The organism is Prescottella defluvii, assembly GCF_000738775.1.
Classification (GTDB): Bacteria; Actinomycetota; Actinomycetes; order Mycobacteriales; family Mycobacteriaceae; genus Prescottella; species Prescottella defluvii.
The window spans coordinates 76,589-102,185 of the sequence record NZ_JPOC01000016.1 but is presented as its reverse complement, the minus strand read 5'-3'; the positions used below and the strand labels follow the sequence as shown (position 1 = coordinate 102,185).

Below are 25,597 nucleotides of genomic sequence, written 5' to 3'. Positions count from 1 at the left end.
TCAGACGCCCGAGCCTTCGCCCCGCTGCTGACGGCCGATGCGTCGCTGCTCCTCCGCGCGTTCACGGCAGCGACGCAGAAATTCCTCGTCCGTCTCCGAATGCTGCGCGACGTGACGGCCGGGGCGGTCGTACTCGGGGTACGCCGACGACACCCCGGTCCGGCGTGGCGCGTACCCGCCCTCCGGTCGCCCGGCGACGAGCCACAGCACCGACCCCAGCAGCGGCAGCAGCACCACCACGACCGCCCAAGCGATCTTCGGGATGCCCCGCACCGCGTGCTCGTCGGCGACGATCACGTCGATCAGACAGAACACCCACAGAACCATGACGATCAAACCCAGATACGGCATTCGGTGCCGACCCTCCCCAGTTGTCCCCGACCACAGTGAAGTCCCCGACCACACGTGCCCGTCGATGAAACCAACCCGAAGGTACGTAGTGCAACTATCGAATGCCGCCGGCACCCTCACGGGGAGTGCCGGGACCCCGGCCGGACCCCCTCGAGCGCACCCGCGGAAATCACATTGCGGAGTACCGGAGGCCGTCACTAGGCTCGGCGTCGACTGTTCGTGTTCCAGTGAGACCGGGAGGTGAGTTGATGATTGCGGTGACGACCACTGCCGTGGGCACTGCCCGAACCATCCTCATGCCCCGGGCCTCGGTCTGAGTCGACTCCACCCCTTTCTCGACGGTGCGCGCTGCGCGCCTGCCGGGGTTGAAGCGAGCCGTCGGACGGGGCCCGCACCCCGAAGGGTCTCACCATGTCTTCATCCCACCCCGCACACTCCCCCGACTGCGACCTCACCGCACTCGGCTGGGACGACACGCTCGCCCGATCGTTCTCCGACCACGCCGACCAGGGCCTGATCCCTGCCCGCGTCACACGTGTCGACCGCGGTCGATGCGACACGCTGACCGAGGCCGGCGCCGTTCGCGCCGACAGCACCGCGGTCACGACGGCCGACCCCGAGCACACGGTGTGCACCGGGGACTGGGCCGTACTCGAGCCCGGCCCGCAACCTCGGCTCGTGGCACTGCTGCCGCGCCGCGGCGTCATCGCGCGCGCGTCGGTGGATCGCACGTCCCATCGCCAGGTTCTGGCCGCCAACGTCGACACCGTCTGCATCGTCGCCGCGCTCACGGCCCCGCTCAAGCCCGGCCGGATCGAGCGTCTGCTGGTCCTGGCCTGGAACGCCGGCGCCACCCCGATGGTGGTCCTGACCAAATCCGATGTCGCCGAATGCGATCCGACGACGGTGGTCGCCGAGGTGGCCGCGCTGTCGCCGGGCATCGACATCGTCGTCGTCAGTTCCCGCACCGGCGAGGGCGTCGACGAACTGGCTCGGCGTCTCCCCGGAACGACCGTGCTGCTCGGTCCCTCCGGCGCCGGGAAGTCGTCGCTGACCAATGCCCTCCTCGGCGCCGAACGGATGGACACGAACGACGTCCGCGTCACCGACGGCAAGGGACGGCACACCACCGTGCATCGGGAACTGTTCCCGCTGCCCGGTGGCGGCGTGCTGATCGACACCCCGGGGTTGCGGGGCGTCGGCCTGCACGACGTCGGTGACGGCATCGAGCACGTCTTCGGTGACATCGAGGAACTCGCCCAGGGCTGCGGCTTCCGGGACTGCGAGCACCGCAGCGAACCGAGGTGCGCGGTCCAGGACGCGGTGACCGACGGTCGTCTCGGACTCGACCGACTCGACCGCTACCGCAGAATGGTGCGCGAGAACGAATGGGAGGCGTCCCGCGGTGATGCCCGTCAGTCCAGCAAGCGGACCGCGACGGCCAAGGCCATCTCCCGCGACATCAAGGCCCTCTATCGCGTCCGCGGCCGCCGCGGCTGACCCCCGACCGAACCCCCGAAACGGAAGAACCACATGAACGCTCACCCGCACTGGACCACCCGCCCCGAGACCACCGCCGACATCGAGTCGGTCCGCCGGATCACCCTGGCGGCCTTCGACACCCCCGAGGAGGCCGACCTCGTCGACGCGTTGCGTCAGGATCCGGCGTGGATCGACGGTTTGTCGATGCTCGCCGTCGACGACGACGGCAACGCGGTCGGACATGCACTGCTCACGCGCTGCCACATCGGCGACACCCCCGCGCTGTGTCTGGCACCGTGTTCGGTGCTCCCGGAGCATCAGGGGACCGGCGCCGGGTCGGCCACCATCCGCGCCGTCCTCGACGCCGCGAAGCAGCGCGGTGAGCACGTCGTGACCGTCCTCGGCCACCCGGACTACTACCCGAGGTTCGGGTTCGTCCGCGCGTCCGCACACGGCGTGAGGATGAACGTCGACGTCCCCGACGAGGCACTCATGGTGCTCGCCCTCGACGGACGCCCGATCCCGAGCGGGACCATCCGCTACGCCGCACCGTTCGGCGACATCTGACCGCCGGACGACGCCTCCTCACCCGCGGCGTCGGCTCCGGTCGACCGGCGTCCGAGCACGAAGCACATTCCCGCGACACCGGCGGCGGCGAGCACTGCGAACGCCGCGAGCAGGTACCGGGACCACGAGATGGGTGACTCGGCAGGTGCTTCCATCTCGGATGCCGCGTTGCGGGCCTCGACGTCGCCCTTCGTCGGCAGCGCCTCGGATGCGTTGCCGACACTGGTCGACAGGCTGCCGACGATGTTGGTGATCGGTCCGGTGCCGTCGACGAGTTGACCGGTGCCGTCGACGAGTTGGCGGCCACCGTCGTCGAGCAGTCCGAGGCCCTCGCTGAGTTGGAGTGCACCGTCACGGACCTGCCCCATCCCGCTGACGAACTGCGCGGACGGATCGCCCAGCTCGAACGACAGCTGACGCGCTCCGCTCTTGAGCGCCTGCAGCTGAGCGAGGGTGTCCGGGCCGAGGCCCTGGGTGTCGAGCTGCCCGACCAGGTCGGCGACCCTGGTGGCGGCGCCACGCGTGACGGGGTCGGGCGAGAGCGCCAGCGAATCGGCCACCTGCCGAAGAGAATTCGTGACGTCCTGCTGCACGCCTCCGAGGCTGCCGAGGCGGTCCACCACCTCGTCGACGCCGCCACTGACCTGACCGGCGCCGTCCCCGAGCTGCGCCACCCCGCCGTTCAGCTGTGCCAGCCCGTCCGCGAGCTGATCGGCACCGGCACGGGCCTGACCGAGTCCGTCGGACAGTTGGTTCGCGCCGTCGTCGAGCTGCCGGCCGCCGTCCGCGAGTTGGTCGACGCCTCCGGACAGGAACGACAGGGGCATGCCCGCCTGCTGCAGGCTGGTGCGGGTACGGGCCAACGGATCGTCGGGGGCGCCGGCCTCGTCAGCGGCCGCGACCGCGGGAGTCCCCTCTCCCGAGTCGGTGCCGAAGCCTCCGACGAGGAGGCCGACGGATACGACCAGCACACCCGCGAGGAGTGCGAGCAGTACCGTGGCCGATCTGGGCGCGAAGGACGGTCGACGGGACTTCTTGTGAACACGCATAGGAACCGGAACGTTAGCTCCCGTTATTAAGCGCTCTCTGAGACCCCGACGTCCTCTGCGGCGTGCGTGATCACCGCCGCATCCTCGGCACCGAATTCGTCCTCGAGGGTCTCCGGCGAGTAGTCGAGGTCGATCTCCTCGACCGGACGGCCCCGGGCGGATTCGATGGCGCCGAGGCGCCGTTGCGCGCGGTCGGCCGCGTAGTCGACGAACTCCTGAGGGTCGAGACCGAACGGCTGCTCCTCGAACTGATCGTTGACCCACGCGATCATGCCGAGGGCATGCGGGAGCAGCTCCCCCATCCGCTCCTGCACCAGGTCCCAGTTGCGGTCGTCGGCGGCCACGTGCCGACGGCACGTGAATGTCCCCCAGGCCATGTGCCGGCGTTCGTCGTCGCCGATACATTTGATCAATTCCTGCATGCCGGGCAGGATGTCGCGTTCGGTGCACACCTTCTGCCACGCGTAATACCCGGTGAGCGCGAGGCTGCCCTCGATGACGTGGTTGTAGGTGACGGACGCCCGAATCTGATTCGACGGGCTCGGATCCGTCTCCAGGACACGCAGCGAGTGAGGCAGTTCCTCGTAGAACAGCTTGCGGTAGAAGGGGTTCTCCGCGACGAAGGGGTGCAGGTCGCCGGTGAGCCCCACCGCGTCCATCCAGCGTCGGAAGACAGCCGTGTGCTTGGCCTCCTCGAAGCAGAACTGCGTCAGGTACATCTCGTCACCGAACCTGCCCTCGGCGGCCATCGCCTTCATGAACGGCTGGATGTCCTCGGTGACGGCTTCCTCTCCGGCGACGAACTGCGCGCACAGGTACGTCGCGCTGCGCTGCTGTTCGCTGGTGAGGTCCTGCCAATCCCGGGTGTCCTTCGAGAAGTCCAGATCGGACGGATTCCAGAACTTGGCATTGCCCTTCGCGAACAGGCGGAGCGGGAACGCGTCCCAGTTGAGTCCGCCCGCCCTCAGCGAACTGAATCCCTCACGGTCGACCGATGTCGCGGTCATCTCGGACACCTGCTTCCTCGTCGGCACCGACGTCCACCTCTCACGGTAGTGCGCGGACGGAGCAGCGGGGACATTTCCTGCACATCGCTGTGCACCACGGCGAAAGCCGACATTCCGGTTCAAGTTCCCGTTTTTCACCGTTGTCTCAAGCTATGTTCGGTCCGGTTACGCACGTCGGGGTGCGCACTACCGCCCTGTACGCGTCGGAACCGTCTCCCTACCTAAGGACGGTCTGAATGCGCACCACTGTTTCACCATCGCGCGCCTGCGGCGACTACAGCCACGGCCGACTCGGCGATCCCGCACCGGCAGTGCCGGAACGGCCGATCCTCCAGTGACACTCGAAGTCTCGCCACATCGTCGATGAAATCGGCCCGCGCCCCGGTGCAGACCACAGCCCTACCCGTCGACGCTCCGCAGCCGGATCGTGGACAAACAATCATTCGACTGGGGGTTCCGGGCGGACACCACCCGCCCTCCCCGGATTCATCTCCCCTACCGAGGACGTTTCGTATGCGCACCTTCTCGCCACCGCGGCGAGCCTGGACACGCAGGCTCGTACTGCTCGCTACCGCTTGGGCGGTCCTCCTGTCGCCGGTCGTCGCACCAGCGGGCGCTGCCCCTGCCGTGGCTGGAAAGCCGACGCCTCCCACCGTGACCGGGACACCACGGGTCGCCACGGTCGGGGCGGGCTACGAGTTCGCCTTCACCGTCAAGGGAGAGCCGATTCCGTGGTTCCGCCTCGACCCCTACGACGACCTGCCCCCGGGGATCCGGTTGATCAACAGCGGAATTCTCAGGGGAACCCCCACCGCCGGAGGCACGTTCGGCTTCGCCGTCATCGCCTACAATTCGGCCGGCGAGGTCAGGGTTCCGGTGACGATGACGGTGTGGCAGCGGCCGACTCTGACCAACGAGAAGGACCTGCCCCCGATGCTCGTCGGGGAGCCGTTCGAGTTCCGGTTCGCTGCAACCGGGTACCCGAAACCGACATTCCGCAACGCGTCCGCCCTTCCCGACGGACTCACTCTCTCCCCGGACGGGCTCCTCTCCGGGACACCCACCAGAGTCGGTCCGGCCGACTTCTCGGTGCAACTCTCGAACAGCGCCGGCGGCAGGACGTACCGGTTCGATCCGACGGTCGGGGAAGGGCTCACCATCACCGGCACCCCCGACATCGCGCAGCAATATGAGAACTACCGGTACCAGTTCGCCACCACCGGTTATCCCACCCCGACCGTCTCCCTCAGCCTCGGCAAGCTTCCCGCCGGTCTCAAACTGTCGGACGATGGCGAACTCACCGGGATGCCCTTCCACGGCGGCAAGTATCTGTTCACAGTCTCCGCCACCAACGAGACCGGCACAGTCGACCTTCCGGTGACGATGGAGGTGTTCGAGCGCCCGGGCCTGCTCAACGGGTACGACATGCCGAGAACGATGCGGGTCGGGGAGCCGTTCGAGTACCAGTTGGAGACGTCCGGCTACCCGAAACCCGTGTTCGACACGGCCACCAAGCTTCCCGACGGGCTCACCATCTCCCCGGCTGGACTCTTGTCCGGGACGCCCACCACGGCCGGTCGGGTCCGGTTCGAGACGCCCTTCAGTAACAGTGTCGACAAAAGGGTGGGCTATTTCACCGTGACCGTCGAGCAGACCCCCACCGTCACCGGCACCCCGGACACGGCCCAGGTCAACCAGCCGTACGAGTACCGCTTCGCCCTGAACGGCTACCCGGCGCCGACCGTCATCGTCACCGACGGTGACCTGCCCGACGGACTCACGCTGTCACGAACCGGCGTCCTCATCGGATTCCCCACCAGGGCCGGGTCGTACGCGTTCACTGTCACCGCCACCAACAGCGCCGGTAAGGCGGATCTTCCGGTGACTCTCGAAGTCTCGCCGGACCCGGCACCGGCCCCGGGGCCGTCCGGTTCGACCTCGTCACTGAACCTGTCGACATCGTCGGCGGACCCCGCACCCCGGTGACATCCACCGGTGGGCCCTGAACAACCGCAGCCCTGATCGCCTCCCCCTACCAAGGACGGTCCACATGCACACTCTCTCGCCACCGCGGCGGGCCTGGACACGCAGGCTCGCACTGCTCACCACCGCCACGGCAGTGGCCCTGTCACTGGCCGCGACGCCGGCCACAGCCACACCCTCGAACGTCTCACCCGTGCCGGGCGAGATCACCGTCTGGGGCGACAACAGCTTGGGCCAACGCAACGACATCCCCACCGGCACCGGCTACACCGCCGTCGCCGCCGGCAGCAACCACTCGATCGCCCTCACCGCCGACGGACACATCACCGCCTGGGGCGACAACACTCGGGGCCAACTCAACAACGTCCCCACCGACGCCGGCTACACCGCCATTGCCGCCGGTGTCGCCCACTCGATCGCCCTCACCGCCGACGGACACATCGGCGCCTGGGGCAGCAACGGCCTCGGGCAACTCGACAACATCCCCGAGGGGGGCGGCTACACCGCCATCGCCGCCGGCGGCAACCACTCGATCGCCCTCACCGCCGACGGACACATCGTCGCCTGGGGCGACAACAGCGGCGGGCAACGCAACGGCATCCCCACCGACGCCGGCTACACCGCCATCGCCGCCGCTGTCTACCACTCGGTCGCCCTCACCGCCGACGGACGCATCGTCACCTGGGGCAGCGGCAACAACTTCGGCCAACACGACGACATCCCCACCGACGCCGGCTACACCGCCATCGCCGCCCGAACCTTCCACTCGATCGCCCTCGGCGCCGACGGACACATCACCGCCTGGGGCAACAACAGCAACGGGCAACGCAACGACACCCCCACCGACGCCGGCTACACCGCCATCGCCGCCGGCACCGACTACTCGGTCGCCCTCACCGCCGACGGACGCATCGTCACCTGGGGTGACAACCGCGACGGGCAACGCAACGACCTCCCCACCGGCAGCGGCTACACCGCCATCGCCGCCGGCGCCTACCACTCGATCGCCCTCCGTACCCCGGTCGTCCCTGCCGTGACCGGAACACCACCGACAGCGACAGCCGGAGAACCGTACTCGTTCGCCTTCACCACGACTGGGACACCGGCCCCGACCGTCACCCACACCGGCGACCTGCCGTCCGGGCTCACCCTGAGCCCGGACGGCACCCTCACCGGAACCCCCACCACCGGCGGCAGGTACCCGTTCACCGTCACCGCCACCAACAGCGCCGGCACCGCCGATCTTCCGGTGACCCTGGAGATCCACCAGGCGCCCGTGTTCGACCCCGTACCGGACCTGGTCGCCGATTTCGGTGAACCGTTCGAGTACCGGATCACCGCGACCGGCTATCCGACACCTCGCCGCATCGATGTCGGCGGCTTCGTGCCCGGCGGAATCAGATTCGAAGGCCATACCTTGCGCGGAACCCCCACCAGCAGCGGCAGCTTCGCGTACATCTTCACCGCAATCACCGACGCCGGTACCACAGAACTGACCGTCCCCATCGAGGTCCGCCGCAAGCCCGCGGTCACCCCCGCAGCGCCGCCTGCGGCCCGGATCGGTGAACCGTACGAGTTCCAGTTCACGGCCGTCGGCCACCCGAAGCCGACATTCACCGGAACCGAACTCCCCGACGGTCTCATCCTCTCCCCCGAAGGTCTCCTGTCCGGAACCCCCACCACGACCGGAACCTTCACCGTCGCCGGACACGTCGACAACACCGTCGGCACCGCCCAGTTCGACGCATCACTGACCGTCGAGCAAGCAGCCGTCATCACCGGCACCCCCGACGCAGCCCAAGTCGATCAGCCGTACGAATTCCGCTTCACCACAAGCGGATTCCCGGCCCCGACCGTCACCCTCACCGGCGGTGACCTGCCCGACGGAATCACCCTCGCACCCGACGGGGCCCTGACCGGAACTCCGACGAAGAGCGGGACCTACACGTTCACCGTCACCGCCACCAGCAGTGCCGGCACGGCCGACCACACCGTCACCCTCGAGGTGACCGAGCAGCCCGCGCCGTCCAGTTCGACCGCGTCGGCGAACCTCTCCGCATCGACCGTGGACCTCGCCCGCTTCTTGGTGAAGTTCGCAGTCCTGTCCGTCGAGACGGCGTCCGGATCGGTATCGCCCCGGTAGCGGTCCGATGACCCGAACACCGGGGGAACTCCTCACGGAGTTCCCCCGGTGCCGTATGTTCCGGTGACGAATCACGACGAAGGGGTGGGACAGCACGATGGAGATCGGATTCCTACGACGCGACGGGGACGGTTTCGCGCCGCTCGAACTGGGCATCAGCAAGTGGTCGCCCGACATGATCAACGGGCCGGCGATCACCGGCATCCTTGCCCGAGCCATCGAGAACGAGCACGGCGCAGAGGGATTCGTGCCGGCGCGGCTGACGGTCGACCTGTTCCGGCCGGCGCGGGCGCAGCAACTCCACGTGGTCACCCGCAGTGTGCGCGACGGCAACCGGATCCGGCTCGCGGACGCCGAGGTGATCCAGGACGGCGAGACCGTGGCCCGCGCGTCGGTGGTCTTCCTGCGTCGCGGCGTCCAGCCGCCCGGGGAGACGTGGACGCGTCCGGACACCCCGCAGCCGCCGCCGCTGTCGCTGCTGCAGCCGTTGCAGGCACCGTCGCATCCGTGGATCGGCAGCGACGGGCACCCGGCCGGCTGGTCGCCGTCACTCACCGACCATCAGGGGTCGAGCCGGAAGCGGCTGTGGCAGTACCAGGTCCCCGTCGTCGCCGGTGAGGAGCCGTCACCGTTCGTGCGGGCCGCGATGGTCGGCGAGACGACGAGCCTGATGACCAACTGGGGCAGCGCCGGGGTCGGCTACATCAACGCCGACCTCACCCTCGCCCTGTCCCGGCTCCCCGACGGACCCGAGATCGGCCTCGAAGCCGACAACCACATCGGTGTCGACGGCGTCGCCGTCGGCTCCACCACCATGTTCGACCGGCGCGGACCGATCGGCACGTGCATCGTCACGGCACTGTCGAATGCCGAGCGGCAGGTGGGATTCTCGAACTGATCGCGGCCTGCCGGTACCGCTCGGCGACCAGGTCGGCGATCGCGTCGTGGGCGCCCAACGGCGCAGCGACACCGTCGGCACCGGCGTCGGCCAGTCGGGTGTGGAACAGGCCGGGCGCCAGCAGATACGACGCGACGAACACCCGCCGCTCCCCCGCCGCCCGCAACACCCGCACCGCGTCGGCGACCGTCGGCGTCCCGGTCGCGATGTAGCCGACCGGGACATCGCGGCGCACCCGCACCGACAGCAACGCGGCGGCCCGTCGCACATCGTGACGGGCCCGCCGGTCCGATGAACCGGCCGCCGCCATCACGACGGCATCCCCTGGACGCCAACCGGATTCACGCAGCCGGATCTCGAGTATCCACGCGAGGACAGGGTCCGGGCCGAGGGCGCGGGTGACCGTCACCCGCCGATGCCCGGACGCCACCACCTCCCGCGGCACGTCGGTGTGGACGTGGTAGCCGGACGCCAGGAACGCCGGCACCAACACCGCAGATCCGGGCACCGTCGCCAGTACTTCGGCGGGCGACGGCCCCAGCACGTCCACGAACGCGGTCCGCACCTCCGGCACCCGCACGGCCACCGCCTCGGCCAGGGCAGCAACGGTGTCGATACCGGCGCGACTGCGGGTGCCGTGCGCGACGAGCACGAGTTCCGGCGATGTCACGGCAGACCCACCGCGACCAGGCGGTCGTAGTCGGCCGGCGCGATCGCCAACCGGTAGCCGCGTTTGACGACGGTCTGCACCACCCCGGGAACGCCGAGGCCGCTGCGCAGTCGGGCGATCGCGGTCTCCACGGCGTGCGTGTCGTCGCTGCCGCCGGGCAGCGCCGACAGCAGATCCGCACGGGAGACCACCAGTCCGGGACGTTCGGTGAGGCGGCGCATGAGCACCATCCCCGCCGGTGGCAACTGCCGCACCTCACCGTCGACGACCACACAGTTGCCGCGCACGCTGATCTCGTGACCGCCGGCCCGCACGCGACCGGCCCGCCGCGGCAGTTCCTCCGCAATGTGCCGCGCCAACGACCCCAGCCGGGACCGGGACGGTGCGGTGGTCGCTACCCCCAGCGACGCCAGTGGCGCGGCCGTCACCGGCCCCACACACACCGCGGCGACCCGCCCGCCGAGCGACTGCAGCAGCGCCTCGAGCATCCCGATGTCCCGCGCCCGCCCCAAAGTCGACGCCACCGCGGGCGCACTGGTGAAGCTCAGCGCATCGAGTCCGCCCGTCGCGGCGCAGGCGATCATCCTGTCCAGGGCGGTGCAGTCGGAGGGCGGTGTCCAGCGGTAGACGGGCACCGCGACGACGTCGGCGCCGGCCGCACGCAACGCCGCGCAGAAGTCCGGGATCGGGTCCCACTCCGTCGTCGCGCCGTGCAGTTGCACCGCGATCCGCCGCCCGGCCACCCCCTCCGCCAGCAGATACTCGAGCACCTCGGCCGACGATTCCGACTCCGGTGACCACTCCTCGCGCAGGTCCGCCGCCCGCACGGCGCCCTTCGCCTTGGGCCCCCGCGCGAGGATGCGACCGGCCCCCAGCGCATCGAGCAACTGCTCGGCCCGGCCCCACCCCTCGGCGGCGCCCATCCAGCCACGAAACCCGATGCCAGTGGTCGCGACGACGACGTCCGGTGGGTCGGCGATGATCGCGTCCGTCACCCGGGCCAGCTCGGCATCGTCGGCGAGCGGGACGATCCGGATCGCGGGTGCGTGCACGACGGCCGCCCCGCGCCGCGTCAGCAGCGTCCCGAATTCGTCGGCCCGCCGCGACGCGGTGATCCCGACCGTGAACCCGCGCAGCTCGTCGCCGGTCGACGGCACCACCGGCGCCACGGGCGTCACGGTGAACCTTCCCGTGTCGGGATCGCACACACCTGCACGACGTCGTCCCCGCGCCCGGCGACCACCCGCACGGCGTACACCGGCAACCGCACGCCCTCGCCGCCTCCGTCGAGACAGCGGCCGTCGCTCAGCGAGAACACCTGCTTGAGCAGCGGGGACGCCACGGTCGGCTCGCCCCCACGGTCCCCCACGAGGCCGCGGGACATCACCGCGGCCCGACCGAACGGATCGATGTTGCCCACCGCCCGCAAGCTCCCGTCCGCCAGCAGGAACAGTGCCGCCTGCGCACCGCCCCGCAGCAGCACGGCCACCCCGCGCCCCGGGAGCAGATGCGCCCGCGTGCACGCCGACGTCCAGTGCCGCTCCTCCGCGACGACGCCCGCCTCGTGGATGTCGGTCGTGCCGGACACCCAGCTCTCCATCACCGTCATGGCAGTCCTCCCTGTGCTGTCGTTCATTGAACGGTCGGGTTGTTTCTTCGGGGTTACCCGGCGATTACCGGCGCGAGGAGCTTTCGGACCGGCGGTCCGGAACGCCCGGAATGCCGATCAGGAGGGGGATCCTGCGCGGGCCGGAGTCGTCGAACGCCACCGTCGGATCGGGCACCTCGGGGGCGTTGACGAACGAGACGAACCGCGACAGCTTCTCCGGATCGTCGAGCACACCCGCCCACTCGTCGCGGTAGCCGGCGACGTGCCGGGCCATCGCCGCCTCGAGATCGTCGGCGATGCCGAGGGTGTCGTCGCACACCACGGCCTGCAGGTGTTCGAGTCCGCCCTCGAGCGCCTCGATCCACGGCGCGGTCCGCTGCAGACGGTCGGCGGTGCGCACGTAGAACATGAGGTAGCGGTCGATGTACCGGATCAGGGTGGTGTCGTCGAGACCGGCGGCGAGCAACTGCGCGTGCTTGGGCGACTGGCCGCCGTTGCCGCCGACGTACAGGTTCCAACCGTTCTCGGTGGCGATGACGCCGACGTCCTTGCCGCGGGCCTCGGCACACTCGCGCGCACACCCCGACACTCCGAACTTGATCTTGTGCGGTGACCGCAGGCCGCGGTACCGGTTCTCGAGCCGCACCGCCATGCCCACCGAGTCCTGCACGCCGTACCGGCACCACGTCGAGCCGACGCAACTCTTCACGGTGCGCAGTGACTTCCCGTACGCCTGACCGGATTCCATGCCCACATCGATGAGCCGCGCCCAGATCTCCGGCAGCTGCTCCACGCGGGCGCCGAACAGGTCGATCCGCTGGCCGCCGGTGACCTTGACGTACAGCCCGTAGTCGCGGGCGATCTCGCCGATCGTGATGAGCTGTTCGGGCGTGCACTCGCCGCCCGGCATCCGCGGCACCACCGAGTACGTACCGTTGCGCTGGATATTCGCGAGGAAGTGATCGTTGGTGTCCTGCAACGACGCCTGCTCACCGTCGAGGACATGCTCCGACGACGTGGACGCGAGGATCGACGCGACCACGGGCTTACAGATGTCGCACCCGGTTCCAGTGCCGTACTGCCCGATCAGGCCCGAGAAGGTGCGGGTGCCGGTGGCCCGCACGATCTCGAACAGTTCCGTGCGGGACTGGGTGAAGTGCTCGCACAGCGCCTTCGACAACTCCACGCCCGACGACGCGAGAAGCGCCTTCACCGTCGGCAGGCAGCCGCCGCACGTGGTGCCGGCGTCGGTGCAGGCCTTGACCGCGGCGAGGTCGCACGCCCCGTCCGCGATCGCCGAACGGATCTCGCCCGTGGTGACGGCGTTGCACGAGCACACCTGGGCGTCGTCGGGAAGCGTACCCGCGCCGGGCTTCTCGCCGGCCGGGGAGATCAGCGCCGCCGGATCCCCGGGAAGCTCGCGGCCCACGAGGGGGCGCAGCGACCCGTACGCGGTCGCGTCGCCGACGAGAATGCCGCCGAGGAGGGTGCGGGCGTCGTCGGAGACCACGAGCTTGGCGTAGGTGCCCTTCGCGGCGTCGGAGAGCACCACCTCGAGGGCACCCGGCGTGGCGGCGTGCACGTCGCCGAAGCTCGCGACGTCCACCCCGAGCAACTTGAGCTTGGTGGACAGGTCGGCGCCCGGGAACACCGCATCCCCGCCGAGCAGGCGGTCCGCGACCACCTCGGCCGTGGTGTAGCCGGGCGCGACGAGCCCGTAGCAGCGCCCCTCCACGGCGGCGCACTCCCCGACCGCGTAGACGGCAGGATCGGAGGTGACGCAACCACTGTCGGTGAGGATGCCGCCGCGCTCGGCGACACCCAGACCGGCGTCGCGGGCCAACTGGTCGCGGGGGCGGATACCGGCGGAGAACACCAGCAGGGCCGCGTCGATCACGGAACCGTCGGACAGCTCGACCCGCACCCCGTCCGGGCTGTCGGAGATCGCTGCGAGACCGGTGCCGATGTGCAGCGTGAGGCCGAGGTCGGTCACCAACCTGGCGAGCACGGCGCCGCCGCCCTCGTCGACCTGCAACGGCATGAGCCGGGCGTTGTGCTCGACGATGTGCGGCGTCATGCCCAACTGCCGCAACGCGTTCGCGGCCTCGAGTCCGAGCAGACCGCCGCCGATGACGACACCGACCGCGCCCGGAGCGGCGGCCGAGGCGCGGGCCCGGATACCGTCGAGGTCGCTCGGCGTGCGGTAGACGAAACACAGGTCGTGCTCGTGCCCGGGGACCGGCGGAACGAACGGATACGATCCGGTCGCCAGGACGAGGGCGTCGTAGTCCAGCGCCTCCCCCGTCGACGTCGTCACGGTGCGAGCGACCCGATCGATCGACTCCGCCCGCACCCCCACCCGCAGGTCGACGGCCCGATCACCGGCGAAGTCGTTACCCGCCAGCGCGAGTTCCCGCACATCCCAGGTCCCGACGTACGACGACAACGCCACCCGGTCGTAGGCGGGCAGAATCTCCTCGCACAGCACGACGACCCTCCATGCCTCGGCGTCGTCGCGCGCCCGCAGCGCCTCGACGAACCGGTGTCCCACCATGCCGTGTCCGATCACGATCGCGGTCCGTCCGCTCATGCCGCACCTTCCTTCCGTGCCGGTTGAATGTTCGCTTCCTCGTGCTGCGGATCGGTCGTCCGCAGCCACTCGCAGATGCCCTCCACCGCCGACCCGCAGCCGCCACAGCCCGTCGTCGCGCGGGTCGCGGCCGCGAGTGCCGAGACCGAGCGTGCGCCCGCCCTCCAGGCGCCCGTGAGGCTCGACTTGGTGACCGAGTTGCACCGGCAGATCACCGCACTGCCCGGCATGCCGGCCGGACTGACCGACTCCACCGCTGCCGCACCTCGACCGGTCAGCAGCGTCATACGGTCCTGCGGCACCGGCAGTTCCGCGTCGAACAGTTGGGTGACGGTCCCGACGACGTCCGGGCAGCCCAGCAGCACCGCGCCGACGATCCGCTCGTCCGCGACGACGAGTTTGGCGTACCGGCCCCGGGCCGGATCGGCGACGGTGAGGACCTCGCGCTCACCGTCGTGCAGGTCCGCGCTCACCTCACCCATCGACGCGAGATCGATGTCGTGGGCCTTGAGCCTCGTGACCGCCGGGGTGCCGTGGTACTCGGCGGCCGGGTCGGCGCCGGTGATCCGGTCGGCCACCACCTCCGCCTGCTCCCAGCCCGGCTGCACCAGTCCGTACACCTCGCCGCGGTGCTGCGCGCACTCCCCGATCGCCCACACGTGTGGGACGCCGGTGCGCAGTCCGTCGTCGACGACGATGCCGCGCTCGATCGCGACTCCGGCGGCGAACGCCAGTTCGGTGGCGGGCCGGATACCCGCCGTGAGCACCACCAGGTCGGCGGGCAGTGCCGTGTCGTCGTCGAGGAGCAACGTCCGTCCCGTCGGGTCGTCGCGCAGCGCGACCGCCCGGCGCCCCAGTGACACCCGCATGCCCAGACCGGTCAGCACGCGGGTGAGTACCCGGCCGCCCCCGTCGTCCAGTTGCCGCTCCATCGGCACCGCCTTGGGGTGCACGACGGTGACGTCGGCCCCGCGCAACAGCAACCCACGCGCCGCCTCGAGCCCGAGCAGCCCGCCACCGAGCACCACCGCCCGGCACCCCGGCGCGGCGACGGCGGCGATCCGGTCGCAGTCCTCCACGGTCCGGAACGCGGCCACCCCGTCGGCGGCGACGTCCAGTCCCTCGACCGGCGGCACGAACGATGTGCTGCCCGTCGCGAGGACCAGCTCGTCGTAGCCGAGCGCCGCACCATCGGCGGTGCACACCACCTGTGTCGCAGTGTCGATCGCCTGCACGCGCACCCCGACACGCACGTCGATGTGATTGCGGGCCCACCAGTCGTCCGGCCGCAGCCGGGTGTCGCGCGCGGTGATGCTGCCCGCCAACACGTTCGAGAGCAGGATCCGGTTGTACGACGCCCGCGGCTCCGCACCGAACACCACGATCTCGAGCCGGCCCGGATCACGCTCCCGCCGTCGCAGTTCCTCGGCCAGCCGCGCCCCGGCCATGCCGTTGCCGACGATCACCACCCGCCGGGTCACGGAGTCACCGCCCGGGCCTGCTCGAGGCGGACCGCGCACACCTTGAACTCCGGCATCCGGCTCGTCGGATCCAGGGCCGGGTTGGTCAGTAGATTCGCGCGGGCGTCGCCCGCGAAGTGGAACGGCAGGAACACGGTGTCCAGTCGCATCGACTCGTCGCACCGCACCGTCACCGCGACCCGTCCCCGCCGGCCCACGACGGCGGCGTCGTCGCCGTCACGCACACCGACACGGTCCGCAGTGTCGGGGTGGACCTGCACGAACATCGGGCCGGCCGCGGCCGCGAGTTCGCCGACCCGTCGGGTCTGCGCACCCGACTGGTAGTGCGCCAGAACCCGTCCCGTCGTCGCGATCAACGGGTACTCGGAATCCGTCGCCTCGGCGGGGCCGCGATGCTCGACCGCCGTGAACCGGGCGCGACCGTCGTCGGTCGCGAACCGGTCCAGGAACAGCCGGGGCGTCCCGGGATGCCCGACGTCGGGGCACGGCCAGTGCAGCACCTCCCCCGCGTCGAGTCGGTCGTGCGTGACACCGGCGTAGTCGGCGACCCCGCCCGCCGATGCGCGACGCAGTTCGTCGAACACCACCCGCGGCTCCGCCGGGAACCGGTGTTCGGGCTGGCCGAGCCGAACGGCCAACTCCCGCAACACCTCCAGCTCACCCCGGGCGCCGTCGGGCGGCACCGCACCGCGGCGGCGCCGGAGCACCCGGCCCTCGAGGCTCGTCATGGTGCCCTCCTCCTCGGCCCACTGCAGCACCGGCAGCACGACATCCGCCATCGCGGCGGTCTCCGAGAGCAGGAAGTCGCACACCACCAGCAGGTCCAGCGAGCGCAGGCGGTCGACGACGTGCCCGGCGCGCGGGGCCGACACCGCGAGGTTGGCGCCGTGCACCATCAGCGCTCGCGGACCGTCCGGTCGCCCGAGCGCGTCGAGCAGTTCGTACGCGCTGCGGCCCGGACCGGGCAGCTCCGCCGGGTCGATGCCCCACACCCGCGCGACATGTTCGCGCGCAGCGGGATCGGTGATCTTGCGGTAGCCGGGCAGTTGGTCGGCCTTCTGCCCGTGCTCGCGTCCGCCCTGGCCGTTGCCCTGCCCGGTGATCGGGCCGTAGCCACTGCCGCGGCGTCCCGGCAGTCCCAGTGCCAGCGCCAGCGCGATCCACGCCGACACGGTGTCGGTGCCGGTGGCGTGCTGCTCCGCGCCGCGTGCAGTGAGGACGTAAGCCCCGGTGTCGGAGCGGCGCGAACGGGACAGGACCTCCACCGCTCGGCGCAGGGCCGCGACCGGCACCCCGGTGACGCGTTCGGTGCGCTCGGGCCACCACTGCGCCGCCGCGAGCCACGCGTCGTCGAAACCGGTGGTACGTGCCTCGACGTACTCGCGGTCGAGGTGCCCCTCGGTGACCGCGAGATGCAGCATGCCCAGCGCGAGCGGCAGATCCGTGCCCGGCGCGAGTTGCAGGTGCAGGCCACCGCCGGCGAGCGCCCGCTCCACGGTCGCGGTGCGACGGGGGTCGACGACGATCAGCCCACCGGCGTCGGCCGCCGCCGCGAGATGCCCGAGGAAGGGCGGCATCGTCTCGGCGACGTTGCCGCCGACCAACAGGATCGCCTTCGCGGACGTCAGATCCGACACCGGGAACGGCAGCCCACGGTCCAGCCCGAACGCCCGGATCCCGGCCGCGGCGGCCGACGACATACAGAACCGTCCGTTGTAGTCGATGTTCGACGTGCCCAGCGCGACCCGCGCGAACTTACCCAGCAGGTAGGCCTTCTCGTTCGTGAGCCCGCCGCCGCCGAAGATCCCCACGGCGTCAAGGCCGCCCGCGTCCTGCGCGGCCCGGAAGCCGTCCGCGACCCGGTCCAGGGCGTCGTCCCACGACGTCGGCCGCAGGCGCCCGTCGACCCGGATCAGCGGGGTCGTGAGCCGGTCGGGGTGGCGCAGCAGTTCGGCGCTGGTCCAGCCCTTCTGGCACAGTCCGCCCCGATTGGTCGGGAACTGCCGTCCCGTGACGGTCACGCCGGACCCGCCGCCGGGTGTGAGCGTCATCGCGCACTGCAGCCCGCAGTAGGGGCAGTGCGTGTCGGTCCGGCCGGCAACGACAGGTGCGGTCACGACGTCACCGCGATCGGTTGTCCGGCAGCGTCTTTCCCGACCGCAGTGCGGCGCACGAACACAACCCACGTGACGAGCGCGCACACGACGTAGAAGCCGAGGAACACCCAGAACGCCATGGTCGCAGACTTGGCGGGGCTGCTGTACGACGCCCGCAGCACCAGGTTGATGCCGACGCCGCCGAGTCCGCCGACCGCCCCGGCGAAGCCGATCAGCGCGCCGGACATGTTGCGCGACCACGCGGCTCGCGCCGCCGCGTCCAGCCCGTCGATCGAGCGGGAGCGACGCTCGAAGATCGACGGGATCATCTTGTAGACCGAGCCGTTGCCGAGGCCCGACAGCACGAACAGCACCACGAAACCGATCACCAGCGCCGTCATGGTGACTCCGGTGGCCGCCCCCGGGGTGGCGTCGTCGGCGCTTCCCGCCGCGACCAGGACGGCGGCCGCGAGCACCATCGCCGCGAACGTCCAGAGCGTGACGGGACCGCCGCCGATCCGGTCGGCGAGCTTGCCGCCGAGCGGGCGGGCGATCGATCCGAGCAGGGGTCCGAGGAACGCGATCTGCGCGGCGTGCAGCGCGGCCTGCGCCGGGGTGTCTCCGCCCGCGAGGAAGTTGATCTGCAGGACCTGCCCGAACGCGAAGCTGAACCCGATGAACGATCCGAAGGTGCCGATGTACAGGAAACTGACGATCCACGACTCGCGGATCCGCAGCGCGTGCGCCATCGAACGCAGGTCCGCCTGCTGGTTGCCCAGATTGTCCATGAACAGCGCCGCGCCCACCGCAGCGACCGCGATCAGGATCAGATACACCGCACACACCAGATACGGGGCGGTGTTGCCGACGGTCGCGATGACGAGCAGCCCCACCAACTGGATCACCGGCACGCCGATGTTGCCGCCGCCCGCGTTCAGCCCGAGCGCCCAGCCCTTGAGCCGCTGCGGGTAGAAGGCGTTGATGTTCGCCATCGACGACGCGAAGTTGCCACCGCCGACACCCGCGGTCGCGGCGACCAGCAGGAACGTGGTGTACGACGTGCCGGGGTGCATCACGAACCACAGCGTCAGCAGCGTCGGGACCAGCAGCACCAGCGCGCTGAAGATCGTCCAGTTACGGCCACCGAACCGGGCCGTTGCGACCGTGTAGGGAATGCGCAGGACCGACCCGACCAGGGTGGGGACCGCGACGAGGAAGAACTTGCCGGCCGCGTCGATACCGAACACGTCCGTCGGCATGAACAGCACCATCACCGACCAGATCGACCAGATCGAGAAGCCGACGTGCTCGGCGACCACCGACCACACGAGATTGCGGCGGGCGATGTCCTTGCCGCCCGCCTCCCACGCGTCGACGTCCTCGGCGTCCCAGCGCTCGATGCAGTGCCCCCGCACCACCGGTGCGCGTGTGTCCGGTGCTGTGGAGCGATCGGAGAGTGTGGTCACCTGGGCCTCCTACCTGTGTGGGAAACCCCAAGGTAGGAGGCCGGTGTTGCGTCGGTGCTGCCCCCGGTGACCCGGTCGTCAACTCTCGCTCACCCGGACGGATCCGGGCGGTGAGGTCGACGGACCCGCAGGTCAGGCCGTCTTCGCGCCCCAACTGTCCTCAAGCATGCGCGGCTTGCACGCCGCCCACGCGGAGATCAGGACGACACAGACGGCGACGCCGAGCAGGGCGAACGGGGCACCCCAGCCGCCGGTGGACTCGTGCAGTACACCGAACAGCAGCGGGCCGAGGCACGCGACGGTGTAGCCGATGCCCTGCGTGAACCCGGACAGCGCGGCCGACCCGGCGTGCGTGCGGGTGCGCAGGTTGATCAGCGTCAGCGCCATCGGGAACGTGCTGGGCCCGAGTCCGATGATGATCACCCACAGGATCGGCACCGACATCGGCGCCAGGAACAGTCCGGTGAAGCCGATCGCGTAGCAGACCGCGCAGCCCACGACGATCGGGAACGGATTGCGCATCCGCGCGCACACCGTCGGTGCGCCGAACGCGGCGACGAGTCCCATCAGGGAGAACAGCGCGACCATGCTGCCGCCGAACGACTCGCTCGCGCCGGCCTCGGTGAGGATCTCGGGAATCCACGTGAACATCGAGTACGTGATGAGCGAGGTCATGCCGAACATGCCGGCCATGCCCCAGCCCACCGGCGAGCGCCACGGCCGGCCGGGCGCGTGCGACTCCGCCGGCAGCGCCGCGGCGGTGGTGGCGGCGGCGTCCTTCTTGCGGCCGCGGGCGAGAATCATCAGCCACGGCGCGGCGGCCGCGAAGCCGAGCAGCGACCACACACCGAGCGAGACGCGCCAGTCGAACGCGTCGGCGAGCGGCACCGCGATCGTCGCCGGCAGGATCGTGCCGATCTGCACGCCCGTGATGTAGACCGAACTCATGAGCGCCAGTCGGTCGCTGAAGTAGCGCTTGACCAGAGGCGGGATCACGACGTTGCCGATACCCATGCCGCCGAGCGCGAGCGCCGACAGCGCCAGCAGCGACCACGTGTCGCCGACCATCGCGCGGGTGAGCATGCCGATTCCGGCCATCATCATGGCCAGCAACGCCGTCCGCTCGAGGCCGAGGCGGCGGGCGATCGCCGGGGTGAGCAGACCGAACACCGCGAACATCGCGGTCGGCACCATGCCGAAGACCCCGACGATGGTGGACGAGAAGCCGAGGTCGTCACTGATCTGCGACGCGAGCGGCGAGAACGACGTGACCGCCAGACGCAGCGTCAACGCCGACATCACGATGGCCGCGAACACCAGTACCCGGCCCGCGAGCAGGGGCTGCGGGCCTCGTGTGGGTGTGGGCGTCGCGGACGCAGTCATCTATCGCCTCGTTCTCGTGTAGCTGGTGAATCGTGGGAGCTTGCGACAGGCGCGGACCCGCCTGACGGCCTGCGCACCCGACCGAGAAATCATAGGATGACCGGATGACAGTGCGCAAAGCATAAAGTTCGTGAGCCCCCACACGCCGATCCCAGGAGCACAGTGCAACCCGTCCGCCGCAGCACCCTGATCGCCCAGGTGACCGACCAACTCCGCGACGAGATCCGGTCCGGCAACTGGCCCGTCGGCACACGCATCCCCACCGAGCCCGAACTGTCCGAGCTGACCGGGACAGGACGCAACACCGTGCGCGAGGCCGTCCAGGCCCTCGTCCATTCCGGACTGCTCGAACGGCGCCAGGGCTCCGGGACCTTCGTGCTCGCCGACTCCGAAGTGAGCGGCACCCTCGGCAAGTACTTCGCCGGAGCCCACGAACGCGACGTCCTCGAACTCCGTCAGTCGCTGGACGTCACCGCGGCCGGACTGGCCGCGCAACGCCGCGACGAGGACGACGTCGAGACCCTCCGCACCCTGCTCGACCACCGGACCACGGCATGGGAATCGGCCGACCTGCGCACCGCGATCACCGCCGACATCGCGCTGCACCGCGGCATCGTCGCGGCCAGCCACAACCGGGTGTATCTCGAGTTCTACGACTCGCTGCTGCCCGCGATCGAAGAGACGATCTTCAAGCACGCCTCCGCCACCGGGGCCGCCTTCCACGACGAACACACCTCGCTCGTCGAGGCAGTGATCGCCGGCGACGCGGACCGGGCCGTCGCGGCCGCCCGCTGCTTCTTCGACGAACTACTCGCCGGATACGGGAACGAGTCCTAGAGGATCAACCGCACCAGTTCCGCGGTGCGCATGAGGCCGGGCAGCGCGTCCGGCGTGGACCGCGGGTGCAGCGTGTGCACCGACAGGCGGAACAGCAGCGCCCGCAGCAGCATCTGCGGCCACTCGGGCAGATCCTCCCAGCGGCCGATGAGACCCTCGTCGGCGCCGCCCCACGACAGCGCGTCGACGACGGCCACACCCGCCGCCCACGGCGCCGGACGCCAGTACGGCGTGATGTCGGTGACGCCCGGCGCGGCACTGCCCGCGAACAGGACGGTGCCGAACAGGTCTCCGTGCACCAGCTGGTCCGGGGACCGCACCGGCTTGCGCAGCGTCGCGAGCTGACCGATCAGTTCCACACTGCGCTGCGCGTCGGCGGTCAGGTTCTCGAGCGCGCCGGCGGCACGCGCCGTCCGCAGCGGCACGGTCTCCCATGCGGCCCGGTCGGCGGCGACGAAGACGTCGACATCGTCGGCCCACGGCGCGACCGGCGGCTGTGCAAGGAAACGCGGACGCTCCAACTGCGCCGTCGCGGCGTGCAGGCGCAGCGACAGCGACACGACCTCGTCGTGACGCGGCTCGGGAGTTCCGACGATGAAGGTGTCGGCCCGCCAACCGGACACCACGTAGCGGCCGTCCGTGGCACGCACCGGGCGCGCGAGCCGAACCGCGTCCACGGCCAGGGTTTCGCGGACCTTCGCCGACCATGCCGCGCGGGCGTGATCGGCGACCGGAGAGAGCACGACGTCGCCCAACCGCCAGCCGCCCTCCCAGTCCGCGCCCAGGGCCACCGGATCGACCTCACGGAGACCGAAGGTCGAACACACGTGCTGGGGCGGTTGCGCAGAACTCACAGCCGTCAGGCTACCGCCGGACCGCGGCCGGATCGGTGAGGCGCTCCGGGCGGGCCGGCTCAATAGACCGGGAGCGACGGATCGACCTGGTGGGCCCACGCGATCACGCCGCCCTGCAGATGCACCGCATCGGCGAAACCCGCCCGGCGGACGGCCGCGAGGGCCTCGGCCGACCGGACACCGGTCTTGCAGTGCAGCACGATGCGCTTGTCCTGGGGCAGTTCGGCGAGCGCCTCCCCGGACAGGATCCGGCCCTTCGGGATCAGCGTGGCACCGGGCAGGTGCACGATGTCCCACTCCACCGGCTCACGGACGTCGACGATCGCGATGTCGGCGCCCGAGTCGATCAACTCCCGCAGTTCCAGCGGGGTGATCGTCGAATCGCGGTCCGCGTCCGCCACCGGCACCACGCCGCAGAAGGCGTCGTAGTCGATCAGCTCGGTGACCGGCACCCGGTCGGGATCGCGACTCAACTTCACGGTCCGGTAGTTCATCGCGAGGGCGTCGTAGATCATCAACCGGCCCAGCAACGGCTCCCCGATACCGGTGATCAGCTTGATCGCCTCCGTCGCCATGATCGAGCCGACGGAGGCGGGCAGCACCCCGAGCACCCCGCCCTCCGCGCACGACGGCACCGTGCCCGGCGGCGGCGCCTCCGGGTACAGGTCGCGCAGCGTGATGCCGCGACCGTCCGGCGCGGCATCCCAGAACACCGACACCTGCCCCTCGAAGCGATAGATCGAACCCCACACGTACGGCCGGCCGGCCAGCACCGCGGCGTCGTTCACGAGGTAGCGGGTGGCGAAGTTGTCGGCGCCGTCGAGAATCAGGTCGTACTGCTCGAACAACGCGACCGCGTTGGACGCGTCCAGCCGGAACTCGTGCAGACGCACGTCGACGTGCGGATTGATCTCCCGGATCTTCGCCCGCGCGCTCTGCGCCTTGGAACGGCCGACGTCGGAGGTGCCGTGGATGACCTGCCGCTGCAGATTGGACTCGTCGACGACGTCGAAGTCGACGATGCCGATCGTGCCGACACCGGCCGCCGCGAGGTACATCAGCGTGGGCGAACCCAGCCCGCCGGCACCGATCACGAGCACGCGGGCGTTCTTGAGCCGCTTCTGCCCGGCCGTCCCCACATTCGGGATGATCAGATGTCGGCTGTACCGCGCGACCTCCTCACGGCTCAACTCCCCTGCGGGTTCGACCAGTGGGGGAAGCTGACTACTCGCGGGCACCGCACACTCCTGACATCGACCGTTCAACGCTCGCGTCCAGCCTAGGCCGTCGGGAAACGCACCTCGAGGTCGCTCAGGTCCGCGACCACGACGTCGGCCCCCGCCTCGCGCAGGGCGTCGGCGTGATGCGTGCGGTCGACGCCGACAACCACCCCGAAGCCCCCGCGGCGGCCCGCCTCCACACCGGACAGCGCGTCCTCGAGGACGACACACCGCGAGGCCGCCAGACCCAGCCGCCGCGCACCCTCGAGATACGTCGCCGGATCGGGTTTGCCGGCCAGCGACAGCCGGTCGACGTCGACGCCGTCGACACGGGCGTCGAAGCTGCCGTCCAGGCCCGCCGCCGTCAGCACCCGGTCCGCGTTGCGGCTCGCGGTCACCAGCGCGACGGGGACGTGCGCGGCCCGCAACCGCCCGATCACGGCCACCGTTCCGGGGAAGGCCTCCACGCCGTGCTCGTCGAGTTCGTGCAGGAACAGCGCATCCTTGCGGGCCGCGAGCCCGCACACGGTGTCCGCCTCCGGGGGATCCGACGGATCGCCGCGCGGAACGTCGATCGACCGCGACGCGAGGAACGAGGCGACCCCGTCGACGCGGGGCCGGCCGTCGACGTAGGTGACGTAGTCGTCCGGGGTGAAATGCGGTTCGCCCCGGCCCCGGCCGTCGAGGAACTCGTCGAACAGCCGGGTCCAGGCCCGGGCGTGGACCCGCGCGGTGTCGGTGACGACGCCGTCCATGTCGAACAGGAACCCGGCGCACACGGTGTCCCCGATGCGGACGACGGGCGCAGCCGCGGACGATGCATCGGACACGGCTGCCACTCCTTCAGACTCGCGGATACGGCCAGGGGTTGAACCGGCACATCTTGCCGTCCATCGGGACGACGCCCTCGGGGTCGAGCACCGCGATGTCGTTGTTCGCGGTGCCGAAGGTCTGCTGCATCATCACCGGCGCCAGCCCGCCGTCGCTCTCGCACGGCTGATGCTCCCGGTACCCGATCGCGTGCCCCACCTCGTGGTTGATCTGGTACTGCCGGTACGAACCGATGTCGCCCTGGAATCCGATGGCGCCCCGCACCCATCGCGGCTCGTTGAGAACCACCCGCTCGATCCCCGGGTTGTAGCAGGACACCTCGAGCTGGATGTCGTACCCGCACGCCTCGCGGATCGTCATCTGCGACGTCAGCGAGATGCGGAAGTCGGCCTCGCCCTGATCGACCCGGCGGAACGCGAATCGGGGGTCCTGGGTCCAGCTCTTGGGGTTGCCCAGGGTCTGGTCCACCATCCGGCCGAACGACTCGTCGCCGCCGAACCCGGCGGTGTCGATCCCGTCCTCCACCTCCACCGTGTACGTGAAGACCCGCTCGGTGCCCTGGCCGACCTGCCCGCTCGTCCCCGGCACCACGTGCCAGGTGCCGGCGGCGGTCGCGGTGAACGGTCCCCCCTCGGGCAGCGCGCCCGCCGGCACGGTGTCGGCGAAGTTGCCGTCGGCGAGCGGCGGGACACCGATGATGTCGGTGCCGTCCTCATGGCTGAGCTCACCGAACCCGGGACTGCTCGACGCCGCCGGAGCCGAGTCACCGATGCCACGGACCGCGTCCACGACGACGAGCACGGTCACGACCAGCAGGACCGGGATCGCGTACGCCCGCCAGCCGTACATGGAGACGAACTTGCCGAGCCGGCTCTGCTTCCGCAGCGCGCGCTCCGGACGCGGTACGCGAGGACGCCCGATGTTCCGGCGAGTGGGATCCCACAGGGCCCGCAGAGGCTCGTACGGATCGGGCACACGACCGGGATCGGGTCCGTTGTTCCTGCTGTCACCGTTCCTGATGTCGTCGGACGTCGGGTCGTCGGACACCTCGGGAACTGTGCCCCCCAGGCGCGGTCCTCC

Annotated in this window: 21 protein-coding genes; 6 read left to right on the top strand and 15 right to left on the bottom strand. The window is 70.4% G+C overall.

Annotated elements, in window-relative coordinates; genetic code table 11:
- Window positions 1-351, bottom strand: a complete 351-nt coding sequence (locus IJ15_RS0106015) for a PLDc N-terminal domain-containing protein (protein ID WP_031937441.1) — start codon at window positions 349-351, stop codon at window positions 1-3.
- A 411-nt stretch (window positions 352-762) separates the two neighbouring features.
- Between IJ15_RS0106015 and rsgA the strand changes: the two genes are divergently transcribed.
- Together rsgA and IJ15_RS0106005 are read left to right on the top strand one after the other, a co-directional pair.
- Window positions 763-1,851, top strand: a complete 1,089-nt coding sequence (rsgA, locus tag IJ15_RS0106010) for a ribosome small subunit-dependent GTPase A (RefSeq protein ID WP_031937440.1) — start codon at window positions 763-765, stop codon at window positions 1,849-1,851.
- Between the two features lie 33 nt (window positions 1,852-1,884).
- A complete protein-coding gene (locus IJ15_RS0106005; RefSeq protein ID WP_031937439.1) occupies window positions 1,885-2,400 on the top strand; it encodes a GNAT family N-acetyltransferase in 516 nt (171 codons plus the stop codon).
- On the opposite strand, the gene IJ15_RS0106000 is transcribed toward IJ15_RS0106005, so the two are convergent.
- On the bottom strand, window positions 2,373-3,449 hold the full coding sequence (locus IJ15_RS0106000) for a hypothetical protein (protein WP_051918540.1): 1,077 nt from the start codon (window positions 3,447-3,449) through the stop codon (window positions 2,373-2,375). The genes IJ15_RS0106005 and IJ15_RS0106000 overlap by 28 nt on opposite strands.
- Before the next feature lie 26 nt (window positions 3,450-3,475).
- Window positions 3,476-4,456 (bottom strand): R2-like ligand-binding oxidase, encoded by a 981-nt coding sequence (locus IJ15_RS0105995; protein WP_031937437.1) that lies wholly within the window; start codon window positions 4,454-4,456, stop codon window positions 3,476-3,478.
- A 654-nt stretch (window positions 4,457-5,110) separates the two neighbouring features.
- Between IJ15_RS0105995 and IJ15_RS0105990 the strand changes: the two genes are divergently transcribed.
- The 3 genes from IJ15_RS0105990 (at window position 5,111) to IJ15_RS0105980 (ending at window position 9,480) form a co-directional block, all read left to right on the top strand.
- Window positions 5,111-6,442, top strand: a complete 1,332-nt coding sequence (locus IJ15_RS0105990; protein ID WP_031937436.1) for an Ig domain-containing protein — start codon at window positions 5,111-5,113, stop codon at window positions 6,440-6,442.
- 64 nt (window positions 6,443-6,506) lie between these two features.
- Complete coding sequence (locus tag IJ15_RS26920) at window positions 6,507-8,582, top strand: putative Ig domain-containing protein (RefSeq protein WP_081880603.1); 2,076 nt, start codon at window positions 6,507-6,509, stop codon at window positions 8,580-8,582.
- A 97-nt stretch (window positions 8,583-8,679) separates the two neighbouring features.
- Window positions 8,680-9,480 carry an acyl-CoA thioesterase domain-containing protein gene (locus IJ15_RS0105980; protein ID WP_051918539.1) on the top strand — a complete coding sequence of 267 codons (801 nt, stop codon included), beginning with the start codon at window positions 8,680-8,682 and terminating at the stop codon, window positions 9,478-9,480.
- On the opposite strand, the gene IJ15_RS0105975 is transcribed toward IJ15_RS0105980, so the two are convergent.
- From IJ15_RS0105975 to IJ15_RS0105940, 8 genes are all read right to left on the bottom strand, one after another.
- A complete protein-coding gene (locus IJ15_RS0105975; RefSeq protein WP_031937433.1) occupies window positions 9,434-10,150 on the bottom strand; it encodes a sirohydrochlorin chelatase in 717 nt (238 codons plus the stop codon). The genes IJ15_RS0105980 and IJ15_RS0105975 overlap by 47 nt on opposite strands.
- Window positions 10,147-11,319 (bottom strand): uroporphyrinogen-III synthase, encoded by a 1,173-nt coding sequence (locus IJ15_RS0105970; RefSeq protein WP_031937432.1) that lies wholly within the window; start codon window positions 11,317-11,319, stop codon window positions 10,147-10,149. The genes IJ15_RS0105975 and IJ15_RS0105970 overlap by 4 nt, the downstream gene beginning before the upstream one ends.
- A 5-nt stretch (window positions 11,320-11,324) precedes the next feature.
- Complete coding sequence (locus IJ15_RS0105965; RefSeq protein ID WP_031937431.1) at window positions 11,325-11,759, bottom strand: nitrite reductase (NAD(P)H) small subunit family protein; 435 nt, start codon at window positions 11,757-11,759, stop codon at window positions 11,325-11,327.
- A 64-nt stretch (window positions 11,760-11,823) separates the two neighbouring features.
- Window positions 11,824-14,349, bottom strand: coding sequence for a nitrite reductase large subunit NirB (gene nirB, locus IJ15_RS0105960; RefSeq protein WP_031937430.1), 2,526 nt, complete (start codon window positions 14,347-14,349; stop codon window positions 11,824-11,826).
- On the bottom strand, window positions 14,346-15,830 hold the full coding sequence (locus IJ15_RS0105955; protein WP_051918538.1) for an FAD-dependent oxidoreductase: 1,485 nt from the start codon (window positions 15,828-15,830) through the stop codon (window positions 14,346-14,348). Before IJ15_RS0105955 ends, nirB begins: the two co-directional genes overlap by 4 nt.
- Window positions 15,827-17,947 (bottom strand): molybdopterin oxidoreductase family protein, encoded by a 2,121-nt coding sequence (locus IJ15_RS0105950; protein WP_031937428.1) that lies wholly within the window; start codon window positions 17,945-17,947, stop codon window positions 15,827-15,829. Before IJ15_RS0105950 ends, IJ15_RS0105955 begins: the two co-directional genes overlap by 4 nt.
- On the bottom strand, window positions 17,944-19,341 hold the full coding sequence (locus IJ15_RS0105945; RefSeq protein WP_031937427.1) for a nitrate/nitrite transporter: 1,398 nt from the start codon (window positions 19,339-19,341) through the stop codon (window positions 17,944-17,946). The genes IJ15_RS0105950 and IJ15_RS0105945 overlap by 4 nt, the downstream gene beginning before the upstream one ends.
- 183 nt (window positions 19,342-19,524) lie before the next feature.
- Window positions 19,525-20,775, bottom strand: coding sequence for a CynX/NimT family MFS transporter (locus tag IJ15_RS0105940; RefSeq protein ID WP_051918536.1), 1,251 nt, complete (start codon window positions 20,773-20,775; stop codon window positions 19,525-19,527).
- 162 nt (window positions 20,776-20,937) lie between these two features.
- Here IJ15_RS0105940 and IJ15_RS0105935 point away from each other — a divergent pair, with 162 nt between their 5' ends.
- Window positions 20,938-21,612 (top strand): FadR/GntR family transcriptional regulator, encoded by a 675-nt coding sequence (locus IJ15_RS0105935; protein ID WP_031937425.1) that lies wholly within the window; start codon window positions 20,938-20,940, stop codon window positions 21,610-21,612.
- Here the strand turns inward: IJ15_RS0105935 and IJ15_RS0105930 are convergent.
- Genes IJ15_RS0105930 through IJ15_RS0105915 form a run of 4 tightly spaced genes read right to left on the bottom strand, consistent with a single transcriptional unit; the run spans window position 21,609 to window position 25,537 of the window.
- Window positions 21,609-22,466, bottom strand: coding sequence for a TIGR02569 family protein (locus tag IJ15_RS0105930; protein WP_031937424.1), 858 nt, complete (start codon window positions 22,464-22,466; stop codon window positions 21,609-21,611). The genes IJ15_RS0105935 and IJ15_RS0105930 overlap by 4 nt on opposite strands.
- 59 nt (window positions 22,467-22,525) lie before the next feature.
- Window positions 22,526-23,704 (bottom strand): adenylyltransferase/sulfurtransferase MoeZ, encoded by a 1,179-nt coding sequence (gene moeZ / locus IJ15_RS0105925; protein WP_031937423.1) that lies wholly within the window; start codon window positions 23,702-23,704, stop codon window positions 22,526-22,528.
- 41 nt (window positions 23,705-23,745) lie between these two features.
- Window positions 23,746-24,516, bottom strand: a complete 771-nt coding sequence (locus tag IJ15_RS0105920; protein ID WP_031937422.1) for a beta-phosphoglucomutase family hydrolase — start codon at window positions 24,514-24,516, stop codon at window positions 23,746-23,748.
- A gap of 13 nt (window positions 24,517-24,529) precedes the next feature.
- Window positions 24,530-25,537, bottom strand: coding sequence for a DUF3152 domain-containing protein (locus IJ15_RS0105915; RefSeq protein WP_407984027.1), 1,008 nt, complete (start codon window positions 25,535-25,537; stop codon window positions 24,530-24,532).
- Window positions 25,538-25,597 lie beyond the last annotated feature (60 nt).